Source organism: Hungatella sp. SB206 (assembly GCF_051132295.1).
Taxonomy (GTDB): domain Bacteria; phylum Bacillota; class Clostridia; order Lachnospirales; family Lachnospiraceae; genus Hungatella; species Hungatella effluvii.
The window spans coordinates 2,850,537-2,873,235 of record NZ_CP096603.1; the positions used below are offsets into that span (position 1 = coordinate 2,850,537).

The window sequence follows — 22,699 nt, forward strand, 5'->3', positions numbered from 1 at the left end:
TTAAAGGTTCATTAAAGGTTTCTCCGGTATGATCTTCTTAAGAAAAATACGGATGCCAACGATGCATCAAAAGGAGGATATTATGGAGGAAGCAATTGTAACCAAACCAAGCGGAAAAAGGAGAAGATGGGCGTTTTTGGCAGCATTCATGGCGGCGGTGCTGTTTCTGTTCCTGAATGTACATACGGCGTATGCGGCCGAGGGCCTGAAGCTGAGCACCGATTATCCCGGAATATCCGTTAAGCCCGGGGATAACTTAAATATCCCGGTCACACTGGATAATTATACCGGCTCCGGTCTGGATGCAGAGGTTAAAGTGTCCGCCATGCCCGACGGCTGGGAGGGATACCTCCAGGGCGGTAATTACCAGGTAAGCCGCATCCATGTAAAGAACGGCGAGGCCGGAGCAGAAATGACGCTTCATGTAACCGTACCAAAGGAACTGACAGAGGGAACCTACGTAGTCGAGGTAGGCGCCTCCTCGGCGAGCGGCCTCTCCGACACACTGTCCATCTCCTTCCTTGTCAATGAGATGAAGGCGGGAAAGGGAAGCTTTACCTCGGAGTATCCGCAGCAGGAAGGAACCACTGGAACTAACTTCAGCTTCAGCACCACGCTGATTAACAACGGACTGAAGAGCCAGTCCTACAGCCTCTCTTCCAACGCGCCGGCAGGCTGGAACGTGAGCTTTACCCCAACGGGAGAGACCACAAAGGTAGCGGCGATCGAGGTGGAATCCAGCACCAGCAAGGGCATGACCGTGTCTGTCACACCGCCGGAGGGAATCGCCGCCGGGGAATACGATATTTCATGCAGCGCGGTTTCCGCGGAGGAGACTCTCAGCACGGATTTAAAGGTGGTGATCACCGGCAGCTACGGCCTGAAGGTGGGAACGCCGGATGGACGGCTGAGCTTTGACGCCTATGCGGGAAAAGAAGCGGACGTAACCTTGAATGTGACGAATACAGGCAATGTGGATTTACAGGACGTATCCTTAAATTCCTCCCTGCCATCCGGATGGACCGTAACCTATAACCTGGAAAACAACGTGATCCCGTCCATTCCCGCCGGTTCCACGACGGAAGTTATCGCCCACGTAAAACCGGGCTCCGAGGCCATTACCGGAGACTATGTGAATACCTTTACGGCAAAATGTGATCAGGCAGAATCCAGCGCGGATTTCCGTGTGTCCGTGAAGACCAGCACCATCTGGGGCATCGTGGCGGTCGTAATCATCCTGTGTACAGCAGGCGGGCTGGGCTACGTATTCCGTAAATACGGCAGAAGATAGCCGAAAGGGCTGTCACGCCGGAAAGGGGTCATTGTTATGGACATTGCTGCAAATTATGAAGATGATATGATGATAAAAACGGACCATTTAACCAAGGCTTACGGGGAAAAGAAGGCGGTCAGCGACCTGACGCTGTCTATTCGCAGGGGAGAGGTATTCGGGCTCCTCGGGCCCAATGGGGCCGGAAAGACGACCACGACCCTGATGCTCTTAGGTCTGACGGAGCCGACAGCCGGGAGCGCCTCGATTGACGGAAAGGACTGCACCAGACAGGCCATCGAGGTGAAAAGGATGGTAGGATATTTACCGGACAGCGTGGGCTTTTATTCCGATATGACCGGGAGGGAAAATCTCCGGTTTACGGGGCAGTTAAACGGGCTGCCTAAGGCGGTGATTGAAGAACGGATCGGAGATCTGCTGGAGAAAGTCGGCATGACCGGGGCTGCGGACCAGAAGACGGGAACGTATTCCCGGGGCATGAAGCAGCGTCTGGGAATCGCGGACGTACTGATGAAGGACCCTAAGGTGGTCATTATGGATGAACCGACGCTGGGAATCGATCCTGAGGGTATGAGAGAACTCATGTTTTTAATCCGGAGCCTGGCTGAGGAGGATGGCCGGACCATTCTGATCTCGTCGCATCAGCTCTACCAGATTCAGCAGGTGTGCGACCGCGTGGGCCTGTTTGTAGAGGGGCAGTTGATCGCCTGCGGAAGGATCGACGATCTGGCCGGGCAGATGCGCCGGGAGGGACATTACGTGCTGGAGGCCGCGGCTGTCCCGGACGACCGGGGCTTTAAAGAGCTTCTGGAGCACTTGGGAAATGTAGAGAAGATAGAGCGAAGCGGGGATTTCTATGTGATCTATTCCAGCTCGGACTTAAGCCGTGAACTGAACCGAAGGGCGCTGGAGGGCGGCTACAGCCTGTGCCATTTGAGGCAGAGGGGAAATGATCTGGATGAGATCTACCGCACGTATTTTGAGAAAGGAGAGAAGGGAAATGGCAGTCTCAATCAAAGGAAAAGTAAAGGCTTCCTTTCTTTCGGCAGGGAACAGCGCCAGGGAGAGGAGTGACGGTGCGGGCGGAGGCGTCTCCCGTGGCGGAAGTGTCTTTTCGGGTGGAGGCATCCGCTCGGGAATGAGCGGCATGGGAGCCTTATATCATAAGGAGATGTCGGACCATATTCACAGCAAACGGTTCCTGATCGTGCTGCTCTTAATCCTTTTAACCAGCTGTGCCAGCATTTACGGAGCGCTTTCCAGCCTCTCCTCGGAGACTACGTCTGACTCCGGCTACATCTTTTTAAAACTGTTTACATTGAGCGGGAATTCCATTCCTTCGTTCACCTCGTTTATTGCGCTTTTAGGCCCCTTTGTCGGTCTGGCGCTTGGCTTTGACGCCATCAACAGCGAGCGCTCGGAAGGAACCTTAAACCGCCTTGTGGCCCAGCCGATTTACCGGGATGCGGTCATTAACGGCAAGTTTCTGGCCGGAGCCACCATCATATTCCTGATGGTCTTCTCCATGGGACTGATCGCAGGAGCGGTGGGGCTGCTGGCCACGGGAATCCCGCCATCCGGGGAGGAACTGGGACGGGTGCTCATCCTGCTGTTCTTTACTTCCGTCTATATCTGTTTCTGGCTGGCGCTCTCTATCCTGTTCTCCGTGCTGTGCCGCCATGCGGCCACATCGGCCATGGTGGTAATCGCGCTGTGGATTTTTTTCGCTCTGTTTATGACGCTGGTTGTCAGTATCGCAGCCAACGTGCTTTACCCCATGGGGCAGACAGCAACCGCATCGCAGATTCTGGCCAATTATAACTGCCAGATGAATTTAAACCGTCTCTCCCCGTACTATCTGTACAGTGAGGCGGTATCGACCATCATGAATCCGCAGGTGCGCTCCACCAACATCATACTTCCGCAGCAGCTGTCAGGCGCTATAAACGGATATCTGTCCCTGGGACAGAGTCTGCTGCTGGTATGGCCGCACCTGACGGGCTTGCTGGCATTGACTGCCGTAGTCTTTGCCGTCTCCTATATCAGTTTTATGAGAAAGGAAATCCGGGGACGGTAGGGCGATAAACCGCTGTTTTGTGAATTATCTGTAAAATCCATCGGTGTTCTCTTGCATTCTCCGTAGAATTGAGAGAGAATACAGATGGATTTTTCTGTTATAAGGAGATGAAAAAATGCGTGTACTGATCGTGGAAGACAACAGGCGGCTGGCGGAATCCATCCGTGACATCCTGAAACACTGGTATGACTGTGATATCTGCGGTGACGGGAATACGGGATACTTTTTGCTCACGGACGGCGGTTATGACGCGGCCGTGCTGGATTTGATGCTGCCGGGAATGGACGGGATCACGCTGCTTAAGAAGGCCCGAAAGAGCGGTTGTTCCGTTCCCGTGCTGATTCTTACTGCCCGGAGCGAGATCGACGACCGGGTGCTGGGGCTGGAGAGCGGAGCCGATTATTACCTGACAAAGCCCTTTGACATGCAGGAGCTGCTGGCCGTGATGAAGACGATATTACGGCGCCGGGGAGAGGTCATTCCGGAATGCTTAAGCCTGGGCAACATATCGCTGAACCAGGCGGACTATACGTTAAGTGGGCCGGAAAAAAGCATCCGGCTGGGTAAGAAGGAGTATGACCTCCTCCGGATCCTTTTCGTGAACCGCGACATGGTAGTTTCCAAGGAGACGCTCCTGTCGAAGATCTGGGGCAGCGACGGCGAGGCGGTCGATAACAATGTGGAGATATACATTTCATTTTTGAGAAAGAAGCTGGAGTTCTTGAAAGCGGATGTGGTGATTGTGACCATCCGCAGGCTGGGATACCGGATCATGGAGAAGAATGGAGGAGGCGGACGGGAATGAAGGAGATAAGCAGGCTTCGGATGAAATTTATCTGCTATAACATGCTGATCGTGACGGCGGTTATCGGGATTACCTTCTGTGCGGTGGCATTTATCATGGAGAAACGGGTCAGCGCGCAGGGAAGGCTGGCGCTGGCGAAGGTGGTGTCGCAGGAGGAGCATCCCTTGATCTTCACCACCCGTTCGCCTGCGCAGACGCCGTATTTCTCCGTTATGGTAGGGGAGGATGGCATGGTGACGCCGTGGGAAGGCGGCTATGAAGCATTTCCGGGACAGGAATTCTTAGAGGAGATGGCATTTTTGGGAATGGCCGGCGAGGAGGACATGGGGCTTCTGGAGGGCTACCATCTTCGGTATCTGCGGGTCAGCCGCCCCACCGGATATATGATTGCGTTTGCCGACACCTCCTATGAGGACACCCTGCGAAACGGTGTCATGCAGTATGGAGGCCTGGCCTGCGCCGGTATCTGGATCGGTTTCCTGGTACTGTCCTACTTCTTTTCCCGATGGGCTGTTAAGCCGGTGGAAGAGTCCATACGGATGCAGAAGCAGTTTGTGGCCGACGCCTCCCATGAACTGAAGACGCCTCTGACGGTGATTACGGCTAACACCGAGCTGCTTCAGGAACAGTATACGGGTATATCCACCGAGGCGGATAAATGGCTGGAGCACATCCTTCAGGAATGCAGGGAGATGCGTTTCCTGGTGGAGAGTCTGCTCCTGCTTGCCAAAAATGACGCCCTCACGCCAAAGAAGGGGACCTTCCATCTCTTCAGCCTGAGCGATCTGGTGATGGAAAAGGTGCTGACCTTCGAACCGGTTTTCTATCAGGAGGAAAAGCAGCTGGAGTATCAGCTGGACGAGGAGGTGCAGATGCTGGGCGATCCGGATCAGGTGGGACAGCTGGTCAAGGCGCTTTTAGACAACGCGGTGAAATACTCCCTTCCCAAAGGGAAAACCGTGGTGAAGCTGGAGGCGGCAGGCAGAAAACGGGCAAAGCTCTGGGTGAACAGCCAGGGAGAACCCATACCGGAAGAGAAACGTTCCCTGATCTTCCGGCGTTTCTACAGAGAAGACAGCGCCAGAAGCAGCTGCAGCGGCTACGGCCTGGGACTGGCTATCGCCGCGGAGACGGCTGGAAAACACAGAGCAAAGATTGGAATGGAATACCGGGATGGAATGAACTGTTTCTATTTGACCGTGAGAAGAAGATGAGAGAGGAGGGAAATCCGCCTCTCTCCTTATACGCAAACGATTGTGTAAAAATTCTGGAAAGTTTGACTAATCTATGATAAACTATTCCTAACGTCATCATGAAGATGAAGCTTAATACCATGAAGGATATCGCACCGCTTTGCAGGTGCCTGCTTTCGTGGCTTTTTTTATGTCAGGCGGAACGGTCCGGTGAGACGGGCCTTTCATCATAATCGCCGCAGTAAAGACAGCTGGGAAGGGTACAAATACAGGAGAGATGAGATGGAGGAAGCAATGAGATCAAGAAAATTAGTGAGCTTTCTATTTGGAGCCATGATGGCGATGGCCGCAGTAACCGGCTGCGGAAAGCAGGGGACGCCGGCGGCAGGGACGTCGGTACAGGCGTCAGAATCAGTGAATCATACAGAACAGACCGCTGAGGCGGAGAACGGGGATACGGAAGGCCGGACGAAACAGGGCCATCTGGTGGAGACGCTTAAGCTGGCGGGAGGGACGGACTGGGGAGCTCCCAGCCCTTATTTAAACGCATCCCGCGGCCCGGGAAGCGCCAAGATGAATCTGGTGTTTGCAAGCCTGATCGACGAAGATGAGACGGGAGATATTCCATGGCTTGCCCAGTCCTGGGAAATGAACGGCAGTGACTATACGTTTACCCTGTTTCCCGATACAAAATTCCACGACGGTACGCCTCTGACGACAGAAGATGTCGCCTTTACCATAGACTATTTCAGGGAACATCCGCCGGTATCCAACTCGCTGGGAGCGGGGGACAGCTTCCTGATCGACCATTACACCGTTGTGGACGACCGCACGATTACCATCACGGTAAAAGAGGCCGCTGCGGATACGCTGAGCAGCATCGGTTCGTTTGTGATTATTCCAAGACACGTGTGGGAGAAGGTGGAAGATCCGAACACCTACACGGGCGACGGATATTTGACGGGCAGCGGAGCATACCGTTGTACCGCCTATGACGGGGCCACCGGAAGCTATGAATTCACCGCGTTCGATGACTTCAAGGGCGGAAAACCGGCAGCCGACCGCGTGCTGTTTGTTCCTGTCAGCGATCCCCTTCTGGCATTTGAAAATCACGAGATCGACATCACCGGCATGCCGGCTGATTTAAAGGATAAATACTTAAGCGATCCGGGGATCGGCGTGGTGGAAAAAGCCAATGACATGGGATACAAGCTCCTGATTAATTTTGAAAAATGTCCCGGTTTTCTCGATCTGGACCAGAGAAAGGCTGTGTATGCGGCCCTGGACCGTCAGGCGGTCGTGGACAAGGTATTCCGCGGAGCCGGAAGCGTGGGTAGCGCGGGATACGTTCCGCAGGGAAGCCTTTATTACAACGATCACGTTGTGGCCTACCCATATGATCCGGAAAAAGCGAAGTCCGCACTGGAGAGTAAAAACTATGAAGTGACCCTTCTGGCGGCCGACAGCGGCTCCGATGTGGATATAGCAGAGCTTATCAAACAGGATTTGGAGGCGGCCGGTGTAAAAGTGACGGTTGCAGCCTACGATTCGGCTTCCCGTGATGAGATGGTCCATGTGGGAAAATATGAATTTGCGCTGGTAGGCAATGGCGGCTGGGGCAATAATCCGCCGAAATATATGAGAACCATTTTCTCCGACCGTTCGAAGAATAAGGGAGGTAATCCGCACAGCATGGGACCGATCGGCTACAGCAGCGATGAGATCACGAAGCTGGCCGAGGACCAGATGAGGGAAGTGGATTTCGAGGCCCGCAGACAGATGTTTCAGGATCTGGAGTATCTGGTCAGCGAGGAAGTCCCGCTGATCGTCATCGCAAATCAGTCCTCCTACTCCATGTACCGCAAGGATTATTACGACGGCTGGATGAAGACGTACGCGTATCAGCAGACGGAACAGACCCGTCTGTCCTATATGGAAAGATAAACGCTTATGAGAAAACGAATCACACTGTTTATCTGTACCTTTCTGGTGATTTACCTGTTTGACTTTTTCATTCCCCGCCTGATGCCGGGAGATCCGCTTCTGTATACCTCATCGGTTTCCGGCGAGGACATGGATACCGAGTATACGAAAGAGCAGCTGGATCAGATGAGGGCGTATTACGGCCTGGATCAGCCGTTGGCTGAGCAGCTGGTACAGACAGTCAGGAAAAATCTGACCGGAGATCTTGGATTGAGCATCCATTACAAAAAGCCGGTGACTACTGTGCTTAAGGAACGCCTGCCCTGGAGCCTTTCTGTCATGGGCGTGTCGTTAAGCCTGAGCCTGGTGACCGGTACGGCGCTGGCGCTGTTTGGAATGCAGAAAAAATGGTTCGACCGGGCGGTCTTTCGGATATTATCTGCCCTTACGGAGGTGCCCGCCTATTTAGTCGGGCTGCTGCTCTTATTTCTGGTGGCGGCAAAGGTTTCATGGCTGCCTCTGTCAGGCGGGGCGACGGCATTCGCCAGATACGAGACGGGCGGGGAGAAGGCGTGGGATTTTATCTCCCATGGCTTTCTGCCGGTGCTGTCCCTCGTTATTGTGATGTTTCCCGGATTTTACTTCACGGCGAGAGCCAGCTTCCTGGAGGTGATGTCGAAACCGTATCTCATGAATGCCAGGGCCAAGGGGCTGAAAGCGGGAAGAATCCGCTGGAGCTACATATTCAGAAACGGTATGACGCCGATCGTGGTTCGTTTTTTCCTGAATGTCGGAACCGCGGTTGGCGGTACGCTGCTGATCGAAAATGTATTTGCTTATCCGGGGCTGGGGCTGGTGATGCGGGAAGCCGTGCGGTACAGGGACTATACGATGATACAGGGATTTTTTCTGCTGTCAACGGTTCTGGTGCTCACCAGCCTGTTTCTGGCGGACGTGCTGAACGCAGGGATTGACCGGGAGGAATTGAGATGAAACGAATCAGAAGGTATTTCATCCTCCTGCTTCTTCTGGCGGCTGTCTGCCTGTATGGCCTGACACTGTACCCCCACAGCCCGGTTAAGTCTTCCGGCGCCTCCCTCGAAGCGCCGTCGGCCATCCACTTTCTGGGTACGGACAACCTGGGAATCGATATTTTTGCCCAGCTGTCGAAGGGATTTTATCTGAGCATGATGACGGGAGTGACAGCGGCCGCCTGCTCCTTTGCCGCAGGCGGACTGTTCGGCGTATGCGCGGGATACTGCGGAAAAAGGACTGATGCGGTCCTCTCCTTTATTACCAATGTGTTTCTGTCTGTTCCGCAGCTTCCGGTTATGATTGTGATCGGAGCGTTCTGGGGACAGAGTATCTGGAATATCATCCTGATCGTCTCGGCCTTCTCCTGGGCATCCATTGCAAAACAGGTGCGCGCCAAGGTGATGTCCGTAAAGAACAGGAAATACGTGGTGCTGGCAAAGAGCTACGGCGCCAGTCCGTGGTATATTGTGAGAAAGCATATGCTGGGTGAAATACTTCCGCTGCTCTTAGTCAATGCGGCTGCAGTTACTGGCAGGACCATCATCCAGGAGTCTTCCCTGGCGTATCTGGGACTGTCCGATCCCCTTGCGAAGTCCTGGGGACTGATGATACAGAATGCATCCTCCTTTACGGGAATCTATTTCACCGATTACTGGACGTGGTGGCTGATCCCGCCGGTGACAATGCTGGTGCTCACAATTCTCTGCTTAAGGCTGTTGTCACAGGCTCTGGAGGAGTGGCTGCTGCGGGAGGAATGAGAGGAGGAATGAGAAATTATGAGTGAAATTCTGAATGTACATGGTCTGACGGTGGAATATCCCGGATTTACGCTGGGCCCATGCTCTTTTTCCATGAAGAGAGGGGAGATCCTGGCGGCAGCCGGAGAGTCGGGAAGCGGCAAGACTACACTGGCCCGGGCGCTGTCCCGTCTGCTGGAGGAGGAAGCGGCTGTGGCGGGTGAGGTGGTGATAGCCGGCAGTTCCCTGTATAAGATGAAAGAGGAGGAAGTGCGCCGGATTCGGATGGAACTGTTTTCCATCGTCTTTCAGAATTCGGGAGAATGGCTGAATCCCTCCATGAGGCTGAGAGAGCAGCTCCGGGAAACACTGATTAAAAAATATCCGGCCCGAGAGCACCGGGAGCGCATGAAAATACTGATGGTAATGGTGGGGCTGGAGGAAACGGACTTAGAGCGCTACCCGGACCAGCTATCCGGAGGGATGGCGCAGAAGTTCTTACTGGCCAATGCTATGGCACTGTCACCTGAAATGGTGATTTTAGATGAGCCGACCAGTTCCATGGATGCCAATTCCAGAAAAGCGTTTATCGATCTGATCCGCAGGATTAACCGGGAACACGGGACCGCATTTCTGATCATCACCCATGATCTGCGCCTGGCCAGGGAGCTGAGCAGCAGGATTATGATCCTGTACGGAGGCGTGGTGGAAGAGGCGGGACTGACGGAAAAGGTTCTGGAGCGGCCGAAGCATCCCTACACCCAGGGGCTTTTAAGGGCCTCCATGGATTTAAATCTCCTGAAGGATATCTGGGGGATCAGGCCGGCAGAGGAAGAGGGGCTGGGAGGCTGTCCGTTTTTCGGAAGATGCTGTCAGAGACTGGATATCTGCCGGACGAAAAGGCCTTCTCTCACGGAAAACGGCGATGGCAGGCAGGTAGCCTGCAACCGGGGCGGGATTGTAACTCTGCTGGAAGCGCAGCACATCGGTAAGCGGTATGGGAAGCAGGACGTACTGCGGGACGCCAGTCTGGAGATAGAACACGGAGAGTTTATCTCCCTGGTAGGAAAATCAGGCGTTGGGAAGACGACGCTTTCCAGAATACTCGGCGGATATATGGACGAATTTGAAGGTAATGTGTTGTATGACGGTAAAACCGCCGACTATAAACAGCTTCATAAGAGCAGTCATGGTGTCCAGATGGTATTTCAGGACAGCAATGAATCCGTGAATCCCTCCATGACTGTCCGGGAAGCGGTAAGCGAGCCTTTAACTCTGTCCGGCCAGGCTGACGCAGATACGGTGAAGGACCGGATCGGACAGGCGCTTCGTGATGTGGGACTGCCGGCTGATGCGCGTTTCCTGAATACCAGAGTGAAGAAACTGTCCGGAGGGCAGAAACAGAGAATCTGTATCGCAAGGGCGCTGACCATGGAACCGGCGCTGATGATAGCGGACGAGCCCACTTCCATGCTGGATCCGTCGAGCAAGGCTAATGTGCTGCGTTTTTTGAAGGGGCTTCAGAACAGCAGAGGATTCAGTATACTGATGGTGACTCACGATTTAACCTGCGCGGCGAAGGTATCAGACCGCATTTATCTGTTAAAGAATGGAAGACTGCAGCCGTTTGCCCCTGTTGCGGACCGGATTGAGTGCAGTATTTATCAAATGGAGGAATTTTAAATGAGAGCAGAAGAGAAGCAAGAATTATGGGAACAGTGTGCAAAATTTCATGGTCACGTGTGCGGTGGACTGACAATCGGATATAAAGCGGCCTTATACGCAATGGAGCTTTTGGAACTGGGCTTTTCCGAGGACGAGGAAGTGGTATGTATTTCCGAGAACGACGCCTGCGGCGTGGACGCTATTCAGGTTGTGCTGGGATGCAGCATTGGAAAGGGGAATCTGCTGTTTCATATGAGGGGTAAGCAGGCGTTTTCCTTTTCTAACCGGAAAACGGGGAAGTCTGTCCGTCTGGTGTTAAGAGAACGTCCGGATTTTGCGTCGAAGGAAGAGTCTTTTGCGTATCTTCAGAAGAGGGAACCGGAAGAATTATTTGACGTGAAAGAGGCTGTATGCCATATTCCGGAAAGAGCCAGGCTGTTCCGGTCATGTCCCTGCGACTGCTGCAAAGAGACCACCGCGGAACATATGATGCGGCTTCAGGACGGAAAGAAGCTTTGTCTGGACTGCTGGAAAGAGTATGACAGGTTCCGGGTCTAGAACAGAAAAATACAATGCCATGAAAACAGGCCATACCGATAATCCGGCGCCTGCTGTCATGGCATTTTTTATGACGTTACTCTTATGCGTGTTTTATAATTTAAGCGCTCCAATCCCAACCAATCCGGGACCGGTATGCACGGCCAGAGAGGCTGTTATGGCCTTTTCCATGATCAGCGTTCCCTGGGGAATACCGGTGAGCAGTTTCGGCCGCAACTCTTCGGCGGCTTCTTTTCCGTCACCGTTTAAGAGGGCTGTGAGGCAGGGACCATCGCCTGCGAAGGCCTTTACTTCCGCCAGAAGTCTGGAAAGTCCCTGTCTGGAACCCCGGATTTTGGCGACTGTATAGTAGACACCTTCTTCATTACAGGAGATAATCGGCTTTAAATTCAGCATGCTGCCTACGACTGAGGTGACAAGCCCGATCCGGCCGCCCTTGCGCAGATAGGTCAGCGTATCCATGTAATAAAATATCTTGCATTCCTTCACTTTCTTTGGCAGTGCCTCGGTCAGCTCATCATAACTCATGCCTTCCTCCAGCTTCATAGCCGCCCAGAGCGCCAGAATTCCCGCGCCGAAGGAGACACTTCTGGTATCCAGAACAAAGGAAGTCAGTTCCTGTTCTTCACCGAGCACGTGGCTGACCGTATTATACGTGCCGCTAAGGCCGCTGGAAATGGAAAATGCCAGCACATGAGTATATCCCTCCGCTTTCATTTCCTCCACCATATTTTTAACGTCCTGTGGACTTGGCGTGGAGGTAGAGGGGATCTCCTTTGGAAATCTCTGATAAATCGTTTCCGGAAAAATATCAACTCCGTCAACGTAATCCTTCTCCGGGTAAATAATGTGAAGGGGCATAACCTTCATATGATATTTTTGAACCAGCTCGTCAGAAACGTCACAGCCGGAATCAATCAAAATAGCAGTTTTCATATTGGAACCTCCATATGTAGTAATCAAAACTATATAATCCAGTATCTCATAAAAATGCCGCTGTGTCAATAAAATCTTCCTGTTTTTCTGCATTTCTGTCCATATAATTCTCTAATTTGCAAGAGAAACTTAATACTTCCCCGCCAGCGAATATAGTATACTTAATATCAATGCCGGGCAGACATGCCTGTTCATTCTTTTGGCGGCTGCCGCGGCGGCGAATATTCCGCCGCTTATGATGAAATATGATTTTATTACTTACGGTAAGACAGGACTTTATTATGATAGAAGCATTCAGATTACACATGGAATAATACGAAAGGATTGATTGTATGATCTGCCCGAAATGTGGACATGAAACATCAGGAAACTACTGCAATAACTGCGGAGAACCACTGAGTACCGGTTATTTAATGGAATCGGCTGAGGAATATGAGATAAGAAAACGGCTGTCAGAGGAGTTGGCGGGCCTGGAAGAACAGGCCGCAAGCACACCGCCGGTTATGGAAGGACAAAAGAGCCGGGGGGATTGGACGGTTAAGAGCGAGCGATCAGAGGAAAAGCTTTTAGCGGAAGAATGGTTAAACACAGAGGAACCGCCATGTATAAAAGAACGAATGGAGAGTGATGGCGAGGCGTATGTGGACGATGGAACGAATGCGGACAACCAGTCTTTTAATCCGGCGAAATCAATCATCGGAGCACTGGCCCTCCTAAAGAGTCGTCATTTTACAGAAGCCTCTTTAAATGCAGAAGATCAGCAGTCCTATGAGAACCAGACTGATGATACCAACCTCTTAAACAACCGTGGCAGGCGTAATTCTCTTGACGATACAGAGGCAGACGATAGCGAAAGCTATCAGCCGAGGAGCAGAAAGTCGGAAAAACAGAAGCCCAAAGAGAAAACACCAAAGCCTAAAAAGTCCAAAGAAGGCTCTGAAGGGCGAAAAGCAGAATCGAAAGGTGAGCGAAAAGAGCAGCAGAAAAAGGAAACCCGAATGAAAAAGCTGGAGGGTGAGGTAGAGCGCCTGCGCAGCAGTCAGGAGAACGGCAGGCAAGAGAATGACAGTCGGGAAAAGGTACGGCCGGTTTCACGCGGAATGGCGGGGCGAAAAGCACAGAGAGAAGAGAGCTGGGACTGGGACGGCGGGGAACCCAGTGGTTCGGCATACAGCGGGCTGCCCCGGGGAAAGAACCAGAGCAGCCGATCTTTGCGCGGTAATACAGACTCCAGGGTAAGCCGCGATTTCGACATACCGGATTCAGAAACCCGTATAATCGAAAAGACAGACAAGGACGGCGTCAGTTTTGGCGATGTGGTGGTAAAAAGCATGGTGACAGCCACTGTAATCATCTCCAGAGTGATGCAGCTGGCCTCCTTTCTACTGATGGCGGGTATGGTGTTCCTTATGGCACAGTCATTCTGGGAACACGGCCAGGCACTGGGCGATATCCGGTTCATGGCGGCGGAGTCCAACTACGGAATGGCTCTCTACGCCGGCTTTGCAGGAATCACACTGTTTATGGGGCTAATCTGGTGTCTCTGGATTCCCTCAAAAACGGGAGCGGGAGGCGGTGTGCGCATGAAAAAATACGATACGGGAAGAGGCTTTGTGCCGTTTCTTCTCTGCATGGCGGCAGTCGTGGCAGCGGCAGTAGTCCAGCCGGAGATACCGGCTGAAGCCGAGGCGTGGAAAGGGATGGCAAAAGGCGCAGCCGCGGCCATGGAGGCCGTGAATTCCCATCGTGATATTCTATTTCTTGGCAGCACTGCCGGAGCGGTTCTTTCTCTGGTGAGAAAGCTGCTCCGGGTCTGAGCCGTTTCGCCGCAGCACTCTTAAATATACGAATTCTATGGCAAACAATTTTCTTTCCATCTGCGGGCGTACTCCTTAGGAGAACACCCGCATTCTTTTTTAAAATACCGGGAAAAGTGGGTGATATCGGAAAATCCGCATTGCCGGGCCGCCAGATTAATCGGAAGCGCCTCATTTGTGAGCAGATTCTTGGCTTTTTCCAGGCGGACGGAGAGAAGGTCTGCATGAGGGGTACTCTGGAAAAATTTCTGGTAACAGGCAAAAAACTGACTCTTCTCCAGGTTTGCCCTGCGGCACAGATCTTCTGTCGTCCAGGGCTTTTCATAGTTACGGAGCATATCGAGACGGAGACTTAAGAAGATTTCATACAGCTCCCGGTTCTCAACAATGTCAGTATTCTCCCCAGCCATGGCCCGGGCTATGGCAATAAACATCTCATTCAGCAGAAAATATTCTTTCTCGTCCGCAAATGGGCGGGATGCGATCCGTTCTTCCTGAAGCTCTCTGATGTACTCGTCGATTTCATCCGGATTTCCAGGATAAAAAATGGAGTTTAACGGAATTTTAAAGCGCTCAATGAGCGTATCGGAGCACGAAAAATGGATATAACTGTTCCGGAATTTTTGAACAGCCTCATAGTGCTGCATAGTCTGAGGCGTATACAGGATGCAGGCATTTTCCCGGGCCAGTGTGAGTTCTTTATTCAAGTAGAATTTCATCGGAGTTTTCAGCAGCAGGAATAAGTAGTCACCACTGCCTCCCGGTCGGTAAATCCTGTCTTTTGGCGGATTCTGCCGGTTGTATTCACAGAAATGTATTTCAAAATTGAGCATGGCCCTTCCTCCTGATTCTGATTCTCTTACCTTTGCCGTCAGGTTGTTTCGTTTCATTCTTTATAGGATGATAACAGTATAAACATAATCGGAGAAAAAATCAAATGCTTCGGAGAAAAGTCACTGGTTTTTTCTCCTGTACCTGATAAGATATGAGTAAAGAATATACGTAACAGTTCAGACGGCGGAAAAATCAGTGCAAAGGCGGGCGTTAAGCTTGCTTATAAGACCGTTTTTGAACTGATTTTTACATCGGATGGATATCCGCTGCTTCTTGACCGGCTTTTTGGTCAAGAAGATGAGCCGTCTGAACTGTTACGAATATACAGTTAAAAAAGGAGAATGACAGAATGAAAAAAGCAGAAATTATCATTGATAAGTATTTCCTGACAGGCAGTGTTGATAAGAGAATATATGGTTCCTTCATCGAACATCTGGGACGTGCCGTTTACGGTGGTATCTATCAGGAAGGGCTTGCCTCCTCCGACGAACAGGGCTTCAGGAAAGATACACTGGAACTGGTAAAAGAGCTGGAGGTGCCGATTGTGCGCTATCCGGGCGGCAATTTCGTATCGGGCTTTCACTGGGAAGACAGCGTGGGACCGAAAGCGCTAAGACCTGCGAGAACCGATCTGGCATGGAGAGTGATTGAGACAAATCAGTTCGGACTGAATGAATTCGCAGACTGGTCCAAGAAGGCCGGGAGTGAGATGATGATGGCAGTCAACCTCGGAACGAGAGGTCCGGAGGACGCGAAAAATCTGCTGGAATACTGTAATTTTGAGGGCGGCACCTATTACAGTGATTTGAGAAAATCTCACGGCTACGCAAAACCTCATGATATCAAGCTGTGGTGCCTGGGCAACGAGATGGACGGAAAATGGCAGATGGGTCATAAGACAGCGGGAGAGTACGGAAGAATCGCTTCAGAGACGGCCCGTATGATGAAGTGGCTCGATCCGGAGATTGAGACAGTGGCCTGCGGCAGTTCCGGCCTGACCATGCCTACGTTTGGAGACTGGGAGTACCAGGTTTTAGACGAATGCTATGACGAAGTGGACTATTTATCCCTGCATCAGTATTACGGTAACCGCAGTGACGACACGGCAGATTTTCTTGCCTGCTCCAAGGGTATGGATGATTTTATCTCAGGAGTCGTATCAATCTGTGACGCGGTAAAGGCTAAAAAACACGGCGGAAAGAACATCAATTTATCCTTTGACGAGTGGAACGTGTGGTATCACAGCAACGAGCAGGATAAGGAAATCAAGGCGTGGGATCAGGCGCCTCACCAGCTGGAGGATGTCTATAATTTTGAAGACGCGCTTCTGGTAGGAAGCATGCTGATCACCATGCTGAGACATGCGGACAGAGTGAAGGTCGCCTGCCTGGCCCAGCTGGTCAATGTAATCGCACCGATCATGACATCGGATACAGGAGCCTGGCGTCAGACTATATTCTATCCATACATGCACGCCAGCGTCTATGGGAAAGGCACCGTACTGATGACTCAGATCAAGGCCCCGGTATATGAGAGCCGGACATATGGTACCGTATCTACCCTGGACTGTGTATGCATCTGGGATGAAGAGGCGGAGGCCGTAACGATTTTCGCGGTTAATAAAGATCTGGAGGACGATGCAGAAGTTTCCTGTGATTTCCGTCAGTTTGAAGGGTATCAGGTGGAGGAGCATATCGTTCTGACCCATGACGACATGAAGGCAGTCAACACAGAAGCAGCGCCGGATACGGTGAGTCCGATCCATTCAGAGGCTTCTAAACTGGAGAACGGTATTTTCTCTACTGTTTTCGGCAAGCACAGCTGGAACGTAGTACGACTGGTAAAGAAGCATGAAACAGTGAAATAATGTAACAGAATTATGAAATAATAAGATATAACAGCACGAACAGAAGGAGCCGGAAACTATTTGCCGGTTCCTTTCTGCATGCATGGAAGAGAAAAACAAGGGTGAAAGTCGAGAGAAGTGAGTCGAAAAAATTATGGAATGTGCACAAATAAAAAATACTTTTTTGTAGAAAAATCATATTGTGTACAATTTCTCTTTTTGTTATTATAAGTCCAGGAACTTTGAAAACGCTTTCAAAAATGAATGCAAAACGTGACAGCATTGAGGTAAAACATGACAGCATCGATTTACGACGTAGCAAAGCGGGCGGGAGTTTCGATCTCAACCGTTTCCAGGATTTTGAATAACAGCGCCAATGTAAGTGATAAGAAGGTACAGGCCGTAAAAGAGGCGATGGAATATTACCAGTATGAACCGAATCAGTTCGGGAGAGGACTGGTGAAGCAGAGGTCCAATATGATAGGAGTCTATACTCCATTTCACTCCGGATCGGTGTTTGAATCCTCCTACACTCTGGAATTGTTAAAAGGAATCGAGAGGGTTCTGACAAGACATAATTACAGTATGGTATTGATCAGTGAGTCGGAGGAATATTCGAACCGGGTGAAGGGGAGTCCGCGTTTCATGGAGTATGTCAGGCAGAGAAGGATTGACGGTCTTCTCTTAAGCGGACTAAACGGCAAATCCATGGATGAAGAGGCACTGAAACAAATCCTGGATGAAGAGTATCCTGTGGTATACATAGGGAAAAAGTTTCACAAGAAGGGAATTAATGTTTATGCCCAGTACGAAAGCTATATGCATCAGATGATTGAAACTCTGTATGCAGACGGGCACCGGAAGATCGTCCTCTATTTTTACACGACTCATGAGAATTATCTGGCTGGTATTGTAAAGAAGGCAGAAGAAGAACTGGAAGAACTGGAACTGATTCCGATCGCACTCTCACATATAACGGATATCCGGCCGGACCTTATTGCAGATTTCAGAAAGTATGTAATAGGCGGCGGCTGTACCGCTATCTGTTCGCCGGGCATTGAGACGACCCAGATTATATTGAGTGTATGCGGAGAACTGCGGCTTTCTGTGCCGGAGACAGTGTCGATCCTGTCCGTTGAACATAAGAGTGGCGAAGGGCGGCGGTTGTTTCCCCAGATTTCAGCGTTCTTTGTACCTGCGAAGGATATGGGCAGCGGAGCGGCAGAGCTGCTGCTGGACATGATAGAAGACTGCCCGCTGGAGGAGACCTCCAGGGAATATGAGACCAAGTTTTTTGACAGAGAATCAATAAGGCAGCTTTAAAGAGCAGCCTTTTGATCGCTCTTTTTTGAAAGCGTTTTCTGAAAGCGTTTTCAAAACTATGATGGATGTACAGCGCGCCACAAAGGTATTTGGTTATGCGGCATGACGGGTGCTCGCACCAATTCGCAAGGCGAATTGAAAATCTTCATCAAAAAGAGAGCGGATAAAAGAGTACAGCAGTTACAGAAAAATAAGATAAGACAGGAGGAGTATCATGAAGGCAATTATGGTGATGTATGATTCCCTGAGACGCGATTTACTGGAATCATACGGTTGTGACTGGACGAAGACGCCGAATTTCAAAAGGCTGGCGGATTTAAGCGTTCAATTTGAAAATTGTTATGTGGGAAGCATGCCATGTATGCCGGCGAGAAGGGAACTGCACACGGGCAGAATCAATTTTTTCCACAGAAGCTGGGGGCCGATGGAGCCGTTCGACGACTCGATGCCGGAGATTCTGAAAAAGGGAGGTGTCTACACCCATCTCGTCAGCGACCATCAGCACTACTGGGAGGATGGGGGCTGTACCTACCACAACCGGTATTCATCCTGGGAGATTTCCAGGGGGCAGGAGGGCGATCTGTGGAAAGCGGATTTGTCATACCGCTATGACCGCGGCACCGTATTTAAGAACAAGGAGGTCATGCTGAGTTATCCGCCTTACAGACGAATGATGGCTCAGGACGCGGTCAACCGCAGCTATATGGATACCGAAGAGAAGACCTCCCAGGCAGTTACATTTCACCAGGGGCTGGAATTCATCGAGAAAAACCACGGGGAGGACAACTGGTTCCTGCAGATCGAGACCTTCGATCCCCATGAACCGTTCTATTCACTGAAGGAGGACAAAGCGCTCTATCCCCATACCTTTCTGGGAGATGCGGCAGAGGAAGCCGACTGGCCGCCTTACGCGGCAGTGGCGGAAGATGAGAATACGGTTCAGCACGTTCGTTACGAATACGCGGCGCTGCTTTCCAAGTGCGACCGGTACCTGGGAAAGGTTCTGGATATGATGGACCAATACCGCCTGTGGGATGATACCATGCTTATCGTCAATACGGATCACGGCTTTCTGCTGGGAGAGCACGGCTGGTGGGGAAAGACCAGCATGCCGATCTACGAAGAGATTTCCCATACACCACTGTATATTTACGATCCCCGCAGAAAGGAGTGCGCCGGAATCCGCAGAAATGCGATTGTTCAGACCATCGATCTGGCGCCGACGCTGTTAGAATTTTTCGGAATGGAGATACCGGAGGACATGGAAGGAAAGCCGCTTGCCGGCGTAATGGATTCGGATGAACCTATCCGGAAATATGCGGTATTTGGATACCATGGAAGTCAGGTGGATGTGACAGACGGCCGGTATGTGTACATGCATGCGGCGGAGCATCCCGAGATTCCTGCCTGTGAGTACACGCTGATGCCTACCCATATGCGGTATATGTTCCGCCCGGAGGAACTGACGGGGATGGAACTGGCGGAGCCATTTTCCTTCACGAAGGGCTGCAGGGTAATGAAGATCGAGAGTAAGGACCATATGGGAGACACGACGTTATTCGGTTCTCTGCTGTTCGACTTAAAAGAGGATCCGGATCAGGAACATTCCCTGGAGGACGAGGCCGTGCGCGCACAGATGAAGGCTTATATCCGGGAATATATGGAGAAAAATGACGCTCCGAAAGAGCTCTTTTGCCGTCTGGGTTTCGAGGAAGAGAGGCCGGTATGAAAAAACGCCCGAACATAGTGATTATCAATCCGGATCAGATGCGGGCGGATTCCATGTTCCATCTGGGAAATCCGGCGGCGGTTACGCCAAATCTGGATGAATTGGCAAAAGAGGGGGTATCCTTCGCACATGCATTCTGCCAGAATCCGGTGTGCACCCCCTCGCGGTGCAGCTTTATGAGCGGCTGGTATCCCCATGTCGCAGGACACCGTACCATGAATCACATGATGCATGAGCATGAGCCGGTACTATTAAAGCGTCTGAAGGAGCACGGGTACCATGTCTGGATGAACCAGCGAAATGACTTGCTGCCGGCACAGAATCCAGAGTATTATAAAAGCTATTGTGATACTTATTTTACTGTCGGAAATGATCGGAAGCCGGATGCACTGCCCAGGGAGTCATTCCGGGGAGAACCGGGAGGAAAGAATTTCTATTCCTTTTACCGGGGCAGGCTGCCGGAGCATAAAGACCTGGATCAGGTCTGGACGGAGGGCGCGGCGGAATTTATCCGGGACTATGAGGAGGAACGGCCATTCTGCATCTTTCTGCCCCTGATGCTTCCCCATCCGACCTATCAGATCAGCGAGCCGTATTTCAGCCGTATTGACCGGAAGAAGCTGCCGGAACGGATTCTGCCTCCGGAGGGATATAGGGGAAAATCCAGAATGCAGAGAGAACTGGCGGTACTGCAGAATATGAAGGACTGGAGCGAAGAGGAGTACGATGAGTTGCGGGCGGTTTACTTAGGCATGTGCAGCAAGGTGGATGACTTGACGGGTCAGATCGTCTGTGCATTGAAGGAAAAAGGCATCTACGATGATACTGCCGTCTTCTTTTTCAGTGATCACGGAGATTATACCGGAGATTACGGTCTGGTGGAGAAGGTTCAGAACTGTTTTGAGGACTGCCTGACCAATGTCCCGTTTCTTGTGAAGCTGCCCGCTGCGATGCAGAAACGCCATGGCGTCAGGCAGGAAATGACGGAGCTGGTTGATTTCTACGCAACTGCGGAGGCGGTGGCAGAGCTGCCCCCCGAGCATACACATTTTGGAAAATCCCTGATTCCTTATATGGAACAGCGGGAAGAGGCGGTTCGCCAGGCGGTGTTCTGTGAGGGCGGTTTCCGAAAGGGAGAAGAGCATTGCAAGGAGACCGGGGGCCAGGCTGTACCGGATCCAAGCGGCCAGTACTATCCGAGACAGTTTTTACAAGCCTCCGATGAGATGTACAACGGAAAAGCCACGATGTGCCGTACAGGGGATTACAAATATATCAGAAGACTCTATGAGGAAGATGAGTTCTACGATTTGAGGCTGGACCCGAAGGAAACCCAAAACCGCATCGGATGCCCTGAATATGCGTCTATAATCGCGGAGATGAAGGAAAAGCTTCTGGAATTTTACCAGGATACGTGTGACGTCGTCCCATTTCAAAAAGACACCAGAATGGAAAAGGACTTTACACTAAACATTTGTTTATAAAGGAGAAGAAACGTATGGAAACAAAGTATGCAAAAGCAAAGTTTTTGGATGTGTTCAAATATTCATTTGGGGGACTGGGGTCAAACCTCGCATTCTTTCTTGTAATGTCTTATCTTACATTCTTTTATACCGATATCTTTGGAATCAGCTCCATGGTGGTATCCGGCCTCATGCTGATATCCAGATTTATCGATGCGTTTACCGATCCGATTATGGGAATGATGGGCGACCACACCCGCTCGAAAATGGGAAAATACAGGCCATGGATTATCTGGGGAGCTCCGGTCCTTGGATTCCTCATCTTCCTTCTTTTCACCGCGCCGGACTTATCACCGAATATGAAAGTGGTCTACGTCTATGTGGTCTACATCGCATATTCACTGGCCTCAACCGTAGTAAATATCCCGTATCATTCCCTGACGCCGGTTATGTCTCAGGATCCGTATCAGAGAACGGTTATCGTTTCATGGAAGCAGGGCATGGGAACCGTATCCCAGTTTATTATCACCATCATGGCACTTCCGCTGGTAGAAGCATTTGGCGGCGGAAAACAGGGCTGGGCCATCTATGGAGCGCTCATTGGTATTTTGACGACTGCCGCATTCTGGATCTGCGCATGGGGCGGAAAGAAGTACGATGTCTGTGATATGGAAAAAGAACGCGTTCCGATGAACATGGCAAAAGACTTAAAGCTGCTGGTGAAAAATAAACCCATGCTGATGCTCATGATCGCTTTCGGTACGGACGTACTGGCCAACGCGACCTACAGCGCCGTAAATATGTATTACTTTAAGTATGTGTTAAACCGGGTAGATCTGGTTCCCAAGGTTGCCTCCGCCATTCTGTTTGCCGGGATCATTCTCCTTCCGCTGCTTCCTGCACTCTCCAAAGTGTTTGGGAAAAAACGCCTGTACTGGTTCGGAAGCCTGTTCTCGATTGTACCGCTGGTGGTCATGTGGCTGAAGCCTACGGCATCGGTTACGATTCTTATGAGCATGATGGCTGTATTCGGATTCATTTCCCGTATTCCAAGCAACCTTGGATGGGCGATGCTTCCGGAGTGCTCTGATTACGGCGAGTGGAAATTCGGTCAGAGAGCAGATGGCCTGATGTCCTCCTCCCTGACATTTATCAACAAGTTCGGCATGGCGATCGGCGGATTTATCGCCAGCTTCTTCCTGGGACTGGTCGGCTTTGTGGCAAACCAGGAGCAGTCTCCGCAGGTATTAAATATGATCGTGTTCCTGCGTTTCGGAATGCCGGTACTCGGTTATATAGCCTCCCTGATTTCCATGGCATTCTATGAGATTACCAATGAGAAATACTCCCAGATCCGCACGGAACTGGACGAGAGAAAGAAGGGGTGAAAACTATGACAAATGGAATCAAAGATCATATAAAAGCTCTGGTAAAATCCATGACTCTGGAAGAAAAGGCGCTTCTGTG

Annotated in this window: 18 protein-coding genes; 16 read left to right on the forward strand and 2 right to left on the reverse strand. The window is 51.2% G+C overall.

Annotation, left to right across the window (positions count from 1 at the left end; all coding sequences use genetic code 11):
* Positions 1-82: 82 nt before the first annotated feature.
* From M1L66_RS12385 to M1L66_RS12430, 10 genes are all read left to right on the forward strand, one after another.
* On the forward strand, positions 83-1,291 hold the full coding sequence (locus tag M1L66_RS12385; RefSeq protein ID WP_187020971.1) for a COG1470 family protein: 1,209 nt from the start codon (positions 83-85) through the stop codon (positions 1,289-1,291).
* Positions 1,292-1,327: 36 nt separating this feature from the next.
* Entirely contained in the window at positions 1,328-2,365 is a 1,038-nt protein-coding gene (locus M1L66_RS12390) for an ABC transporter ATP-binding protein (protein ID WP_187020969.1), read from the forward strand.
* Complete coding sequence (locus M1L66_RS12395) at positions 2,292-3,368, forward strand: ABC transporter permease (RefSeq protein WP_187020967.1); 1,077 nt, start codon at positions 2,292-2,294, stop codon at positions 3,366-3,368. The genes M1L66_RS12390 and M1L66_RS12395 overlap by 74 nt, the downstream gene beginning before the upstream one ends.
* Positions 3,369-3,483: 115 nt before the next feature.
* The gene (locus tag M1L66_RS12400; RefSeq protein ID WP_187020966.1) at positions 3,484-4,173 is read left to right on the forward strand and encodes a response regulator transcription factor; all 690 of its coding nucleotides are present in this window, start codon (positions 3,484-3,486) and stop codon (positions 4,171-4,173) included.
* On the forward strand, positions 4,170-5,387 hold the full coding sequence (locus M1L66_RS12405; RefSeq protein WP_187020964.1) for a sensor histidine kinase: 1,218 nt from the start codon (positions 4,170-4,172) through the stop codon (positions 5,385-5,387). Before M1L66_RS12400 ends, M1L66_RS12405 begins: the two co-directional genes overlap by 4 nt.
* A 273-nt stretch (positions 5,388-5,660) precedes the next feature.
* Complete coding sequence (locus tag M1L66_RS12410) at positions 5,661-7,310, forward strand: ABC transporter substrate-binding protein (protein ID WP_434693284.1); 1,650 nt, start codon at positions 5,661-5,663, stop codon at positions 7,308-7,310.
* Positions 7,311-7,316: 6 nt separating this feature from the next.
* On the forward strand, positions 7,317-8,282 hold the full coding sequence (locus M1L66_RS12415) for an ABC transporter permease (protein ID WP_434693287.1): 966 nt from the start codon (positions 7,317-7,319) through the stop codon (positions 8,280-8,282).
* Positions 8,279-9,082 carry an ABC transporter permease gene (locus M1L66_RS12420; RefSeq protein WP_187020959.1) on the forward strand — a complete coding sequence of 268 codons (804 nt, stop codon included), beginning with the start codon at positions 8,279-8,281 and terminating at the stop codon, positions 9,080-9,082. Before M1L66_RS12415 ends, M1L66_RS12420 begins: the two co-directional genes overlap by 4 nt.
* Before the next feature lie 18 nt (positions 9,083-9,100).
* On the forward strand, positions 9,101-10,744 hold the full coding sequence (locus M1L66_RS12425; RefSeq protein WP_434693289.1) for an ABC transporter ATP-binding protein: 1,644 nt from the start codon (positions 9,101-9,103) through the stop codon (positions 10,742-10,744).
* Positions 10,745-11,284 carry an FmdE family protein gene (locus tag M1L66_RS12430; protein ID WP_434693292.1) on the forward strand — a complete coding sequence of 180 codons (540 nt, stop codon included), beginning with the start codon at positions 10,745-10,747 and terminating at the stop codon, positions 11,282-11,284.
* Positions 11,285-11,377: 93 nt separating this feature from the next.
* Here the strand turns inward: M1L66_RS12430 and M1L66_RS12435 are convergent, their stop codons facing one another.
* Positions 11,378-12,220, reverse strand: a complete 843-nt coding sequence (locus M1L66_RS12435; RefSeq protein ID WP_434693294.1) for a DegV family protein — start codon at positions 12,218-12,220, stop codon at positions 11,378-11,380.
* A 332-nt stretch (positions 12,221-12,552) separates the two neighbouring features.
* On the opposite strand from M1L66_RS12435, the gene M1L66_RS12440 reads away from it, so the two are divergent.
* Complete coding sequence (locus M1L66_RS12440) at positions 12,553-14,037, forward strand: zinc ribbon domain-containing protein (RefSeq protein WP_187020955.1); 1,485 nt, start codon at positions 12,553-12,555, stop codon at positions 14,035-14,037.
* Between the two features lie 35 nt (positions 14,038-14,072).
* Here the strand turns inward: M1L66_RS12440 and M1L66_RS12445 are convergent, their stop codons facing one another.
* Positions 14,073-14,870 carry an AraC family transcriptional regulator gene (locus M1L66_RS12445; RefSeq protein WP_187020953.1) on the reverse strand — a complete coding sequence of 266 codons (798 nt, stop codon included), beginning with the start codon at positions 14,868-14,870 and terminating at the stop codon, positions 14,073-14,075.
* Between the two features lie 350 nt (positions 14,871-15,220).
* Here M1L66_RS12445 and M1L66_RS12450 point away from each other — a divergent pair, with 350 nt between their 5' ends.
* The 5 genes from M1L66_RS12450 (at position 15,221) to M1L66_RS12470 (ending at position 22,620) form a co-directional block, all read left to right on the forward strand.
* Entirely contained in the window at positions 15,221-16,738 is a 1,518-nt protein-coding gene (locus M1L66_RS12450) for an alpha-N-arabinofuranosidase (RefSeq protein ID WP_187020951.1), read from the forward strand.
* 273 nt (positions 16,739-17,011) lie between these two features.
* Complete coding sequence (locus tag M1L66_RS12455) at positions 17,012-18,040, forward strand: LacI family DNA-binding transcriptional regulator (protein WP_187020950.1); 1,029 nt, start codon at positions 17,012-17,014, stop codon at positions 18,038-18,040.
* Between the two features lie 214 nt (positions 18,041-18,254).
* Complete coding sequence (locus tag M1L66_RS12460; RefSeq protein ID WP_434693298.1) at positions 18,255-19,769, forward strand: sulfatase; 1,515 nt, start codon at positions 18,255-18,257, stop codon at positions 19,767-19,769.
* On the forward strand, positions 19,766-21,253 hold the full coding sequence (locus tag M1L66_RS12465; protein ID WP_434693300.1) for a sulfatase-like hydrolase/transferase: 1,488 nt from the start codon (positions 19,766-19,768) through the stop codon (positions 21,251-21,253). Before M1L66_RS12460 ends, M1L66_RS12465 begins: the two co-directional genes overlap by 4 nt.
* Positions 21,254-21,267: 14 nt before the next feature.
* Positions 21,268-22,620: an MFS transporter gene (locus M1L66_RS12470; RefSeq protein ID WP_187020945.1), complete on the forward strand. Its 1,353-nt coding sequence runs from the start codon at positions 21,268-21,270 to the stop codon at positions 22,618-22,620.
* The last annotated feature ends 79 nt before the right edge of the window (positions 22,621-22,699 follow it).

What these genes read in the sequence shown, in the direction of transcription:
- M1L66_RS12385 (WP_187020971.1), top strand. Translation starts at nt 83, where the DNA reads ATGGAGGAAGCAATTGTAACCAAACCAAGCGGAAAAAGGAGAAGATGG.
- M1L66_RS12390 (WP_187020969.1), top strand. Translation starts at nt 1,328, where the DNA reads ATGGACATTGCTGCAAATTATGAAGATGATATGATGATAAAAACGGAC.
- M1L66_RS12395 (WP_187020967.1), top strand. Translation starts at nt 2,292, where the DNA reads ATGGCAGTCTCAATCAAAGGAAAAGTAAAGGCTTCCTTTCTTTCGGCA.
- M1L66_RS12400 (WP_187020966.1), top strand. Translation starts at nt 3,484, where the DNA reads ATGCGTGTACTGATCGTGGAAGACAACAGGCGGCTGGCGGAATCCATC.
- M1L66_RS12405 (WP_187020964.1), top strand. Translation starts at nt 4,170, where the DNA reads ATGAAGGAGATAAGCAGGCTTCGGATGAAATTTATCTGCTATAACATG.
- M1L66_RS12410 (WP_434693284.1), top strand. Translation starts at nt 5,661, where the DNA reads ATGAGATCAAGAAAATTAGTGAGCTTTCTATTTGGAGCCATGATGGCG.
- M1L66_RS12415 (WP_434693287.1), top strand. Translation starts at nt 7,317, where the DNA reads ATGAGAAAACGAATCACACTGTTTATCTGTACCTTTCTGGTGATTTAC.
- M1L66_RS12420 (WP_187020959.1), top strand. Translation starts at nt 8,279, where the DNA reads ATGAAACGAATCAGAAGGTATTTCATCCTCCTGCTTCTTCTGGCGGCT.
- M1L66_RS12425 (WP_434693289.1), top strand. Translation starts at nt 9,101, where the DNA reads ATGAGTGAAATTCTGAATGTACATGGTCTGACGGTGGAATATCCCGGA.
- M1L66_RS12430 (WP_434693292.1), top strand. Translation starts at nt 10,745, where the DNA reads ATGAGAGCAGAAGAGAAGCAAGAATTATGGGAACAGTGTGCAAAATTT.
- M1L66_RS12435 (WP_434693294.1), bottom strand. Translation starts at nt 12,220, where the DNA reads ATGAAAACTGCTATTTTGATTGATTCCGGCTGTGACGTTTCTGACGAG.
- M1L66_RS12440 (WP_187020955.1), top strand. Translation starts at nt 12,553, where the DNA reads ATGATCTGCCCGAAATGTGGACATGAAACATCAGGAAACTACTGCAAT.
- M1L66_RS12445 (WP_187020953.1), bottom strand. Translation starts at nt 14,870, where the DNA reads ATGCTCAATTTTGAAATACATTTCTGTGAATACAACCGGCAGAATCCG.
- M1L66_RS12450 (WP_187020951.1), top strand. Translation starts at nt 15,221, where the DNA reads ATGAAAAAAGCAGAAATTATCATTGATAAGTATTTCCTGACAGGCAGT.
- M1L66_RS12455 (WP_187020950.1), top strand. Translation starts at nt 17,012, where the DNA reads ATGACAGCATCGATTTACGACGTAGCAAAGCGGGCGGGAGTTTCGATC.
- M1L66_RS12460 (WP_434693298.1), top strand. Translation starts at nt 18,255, where the DNA reads ATGAAGGCAATTATGGTGATGTATGATTCCCTGAGACGCGATTTACTG.
- M1L66_RS12465 (WP_434693300.1), top strand. Translation starts at nt 19,766, where the DNA reads ATGAAAAAACGCCCGAACATAGTGATTATCAATCCGGATCAGATGCGG.
- M1L66_RS12470 (WP_187020945.1), top strand. Translation starts at nt 21,268, where the DNA reads ATGGAAACAAAGTATGCAAAAGCAAAGTTTTTGGATGTGTTCAAATAT.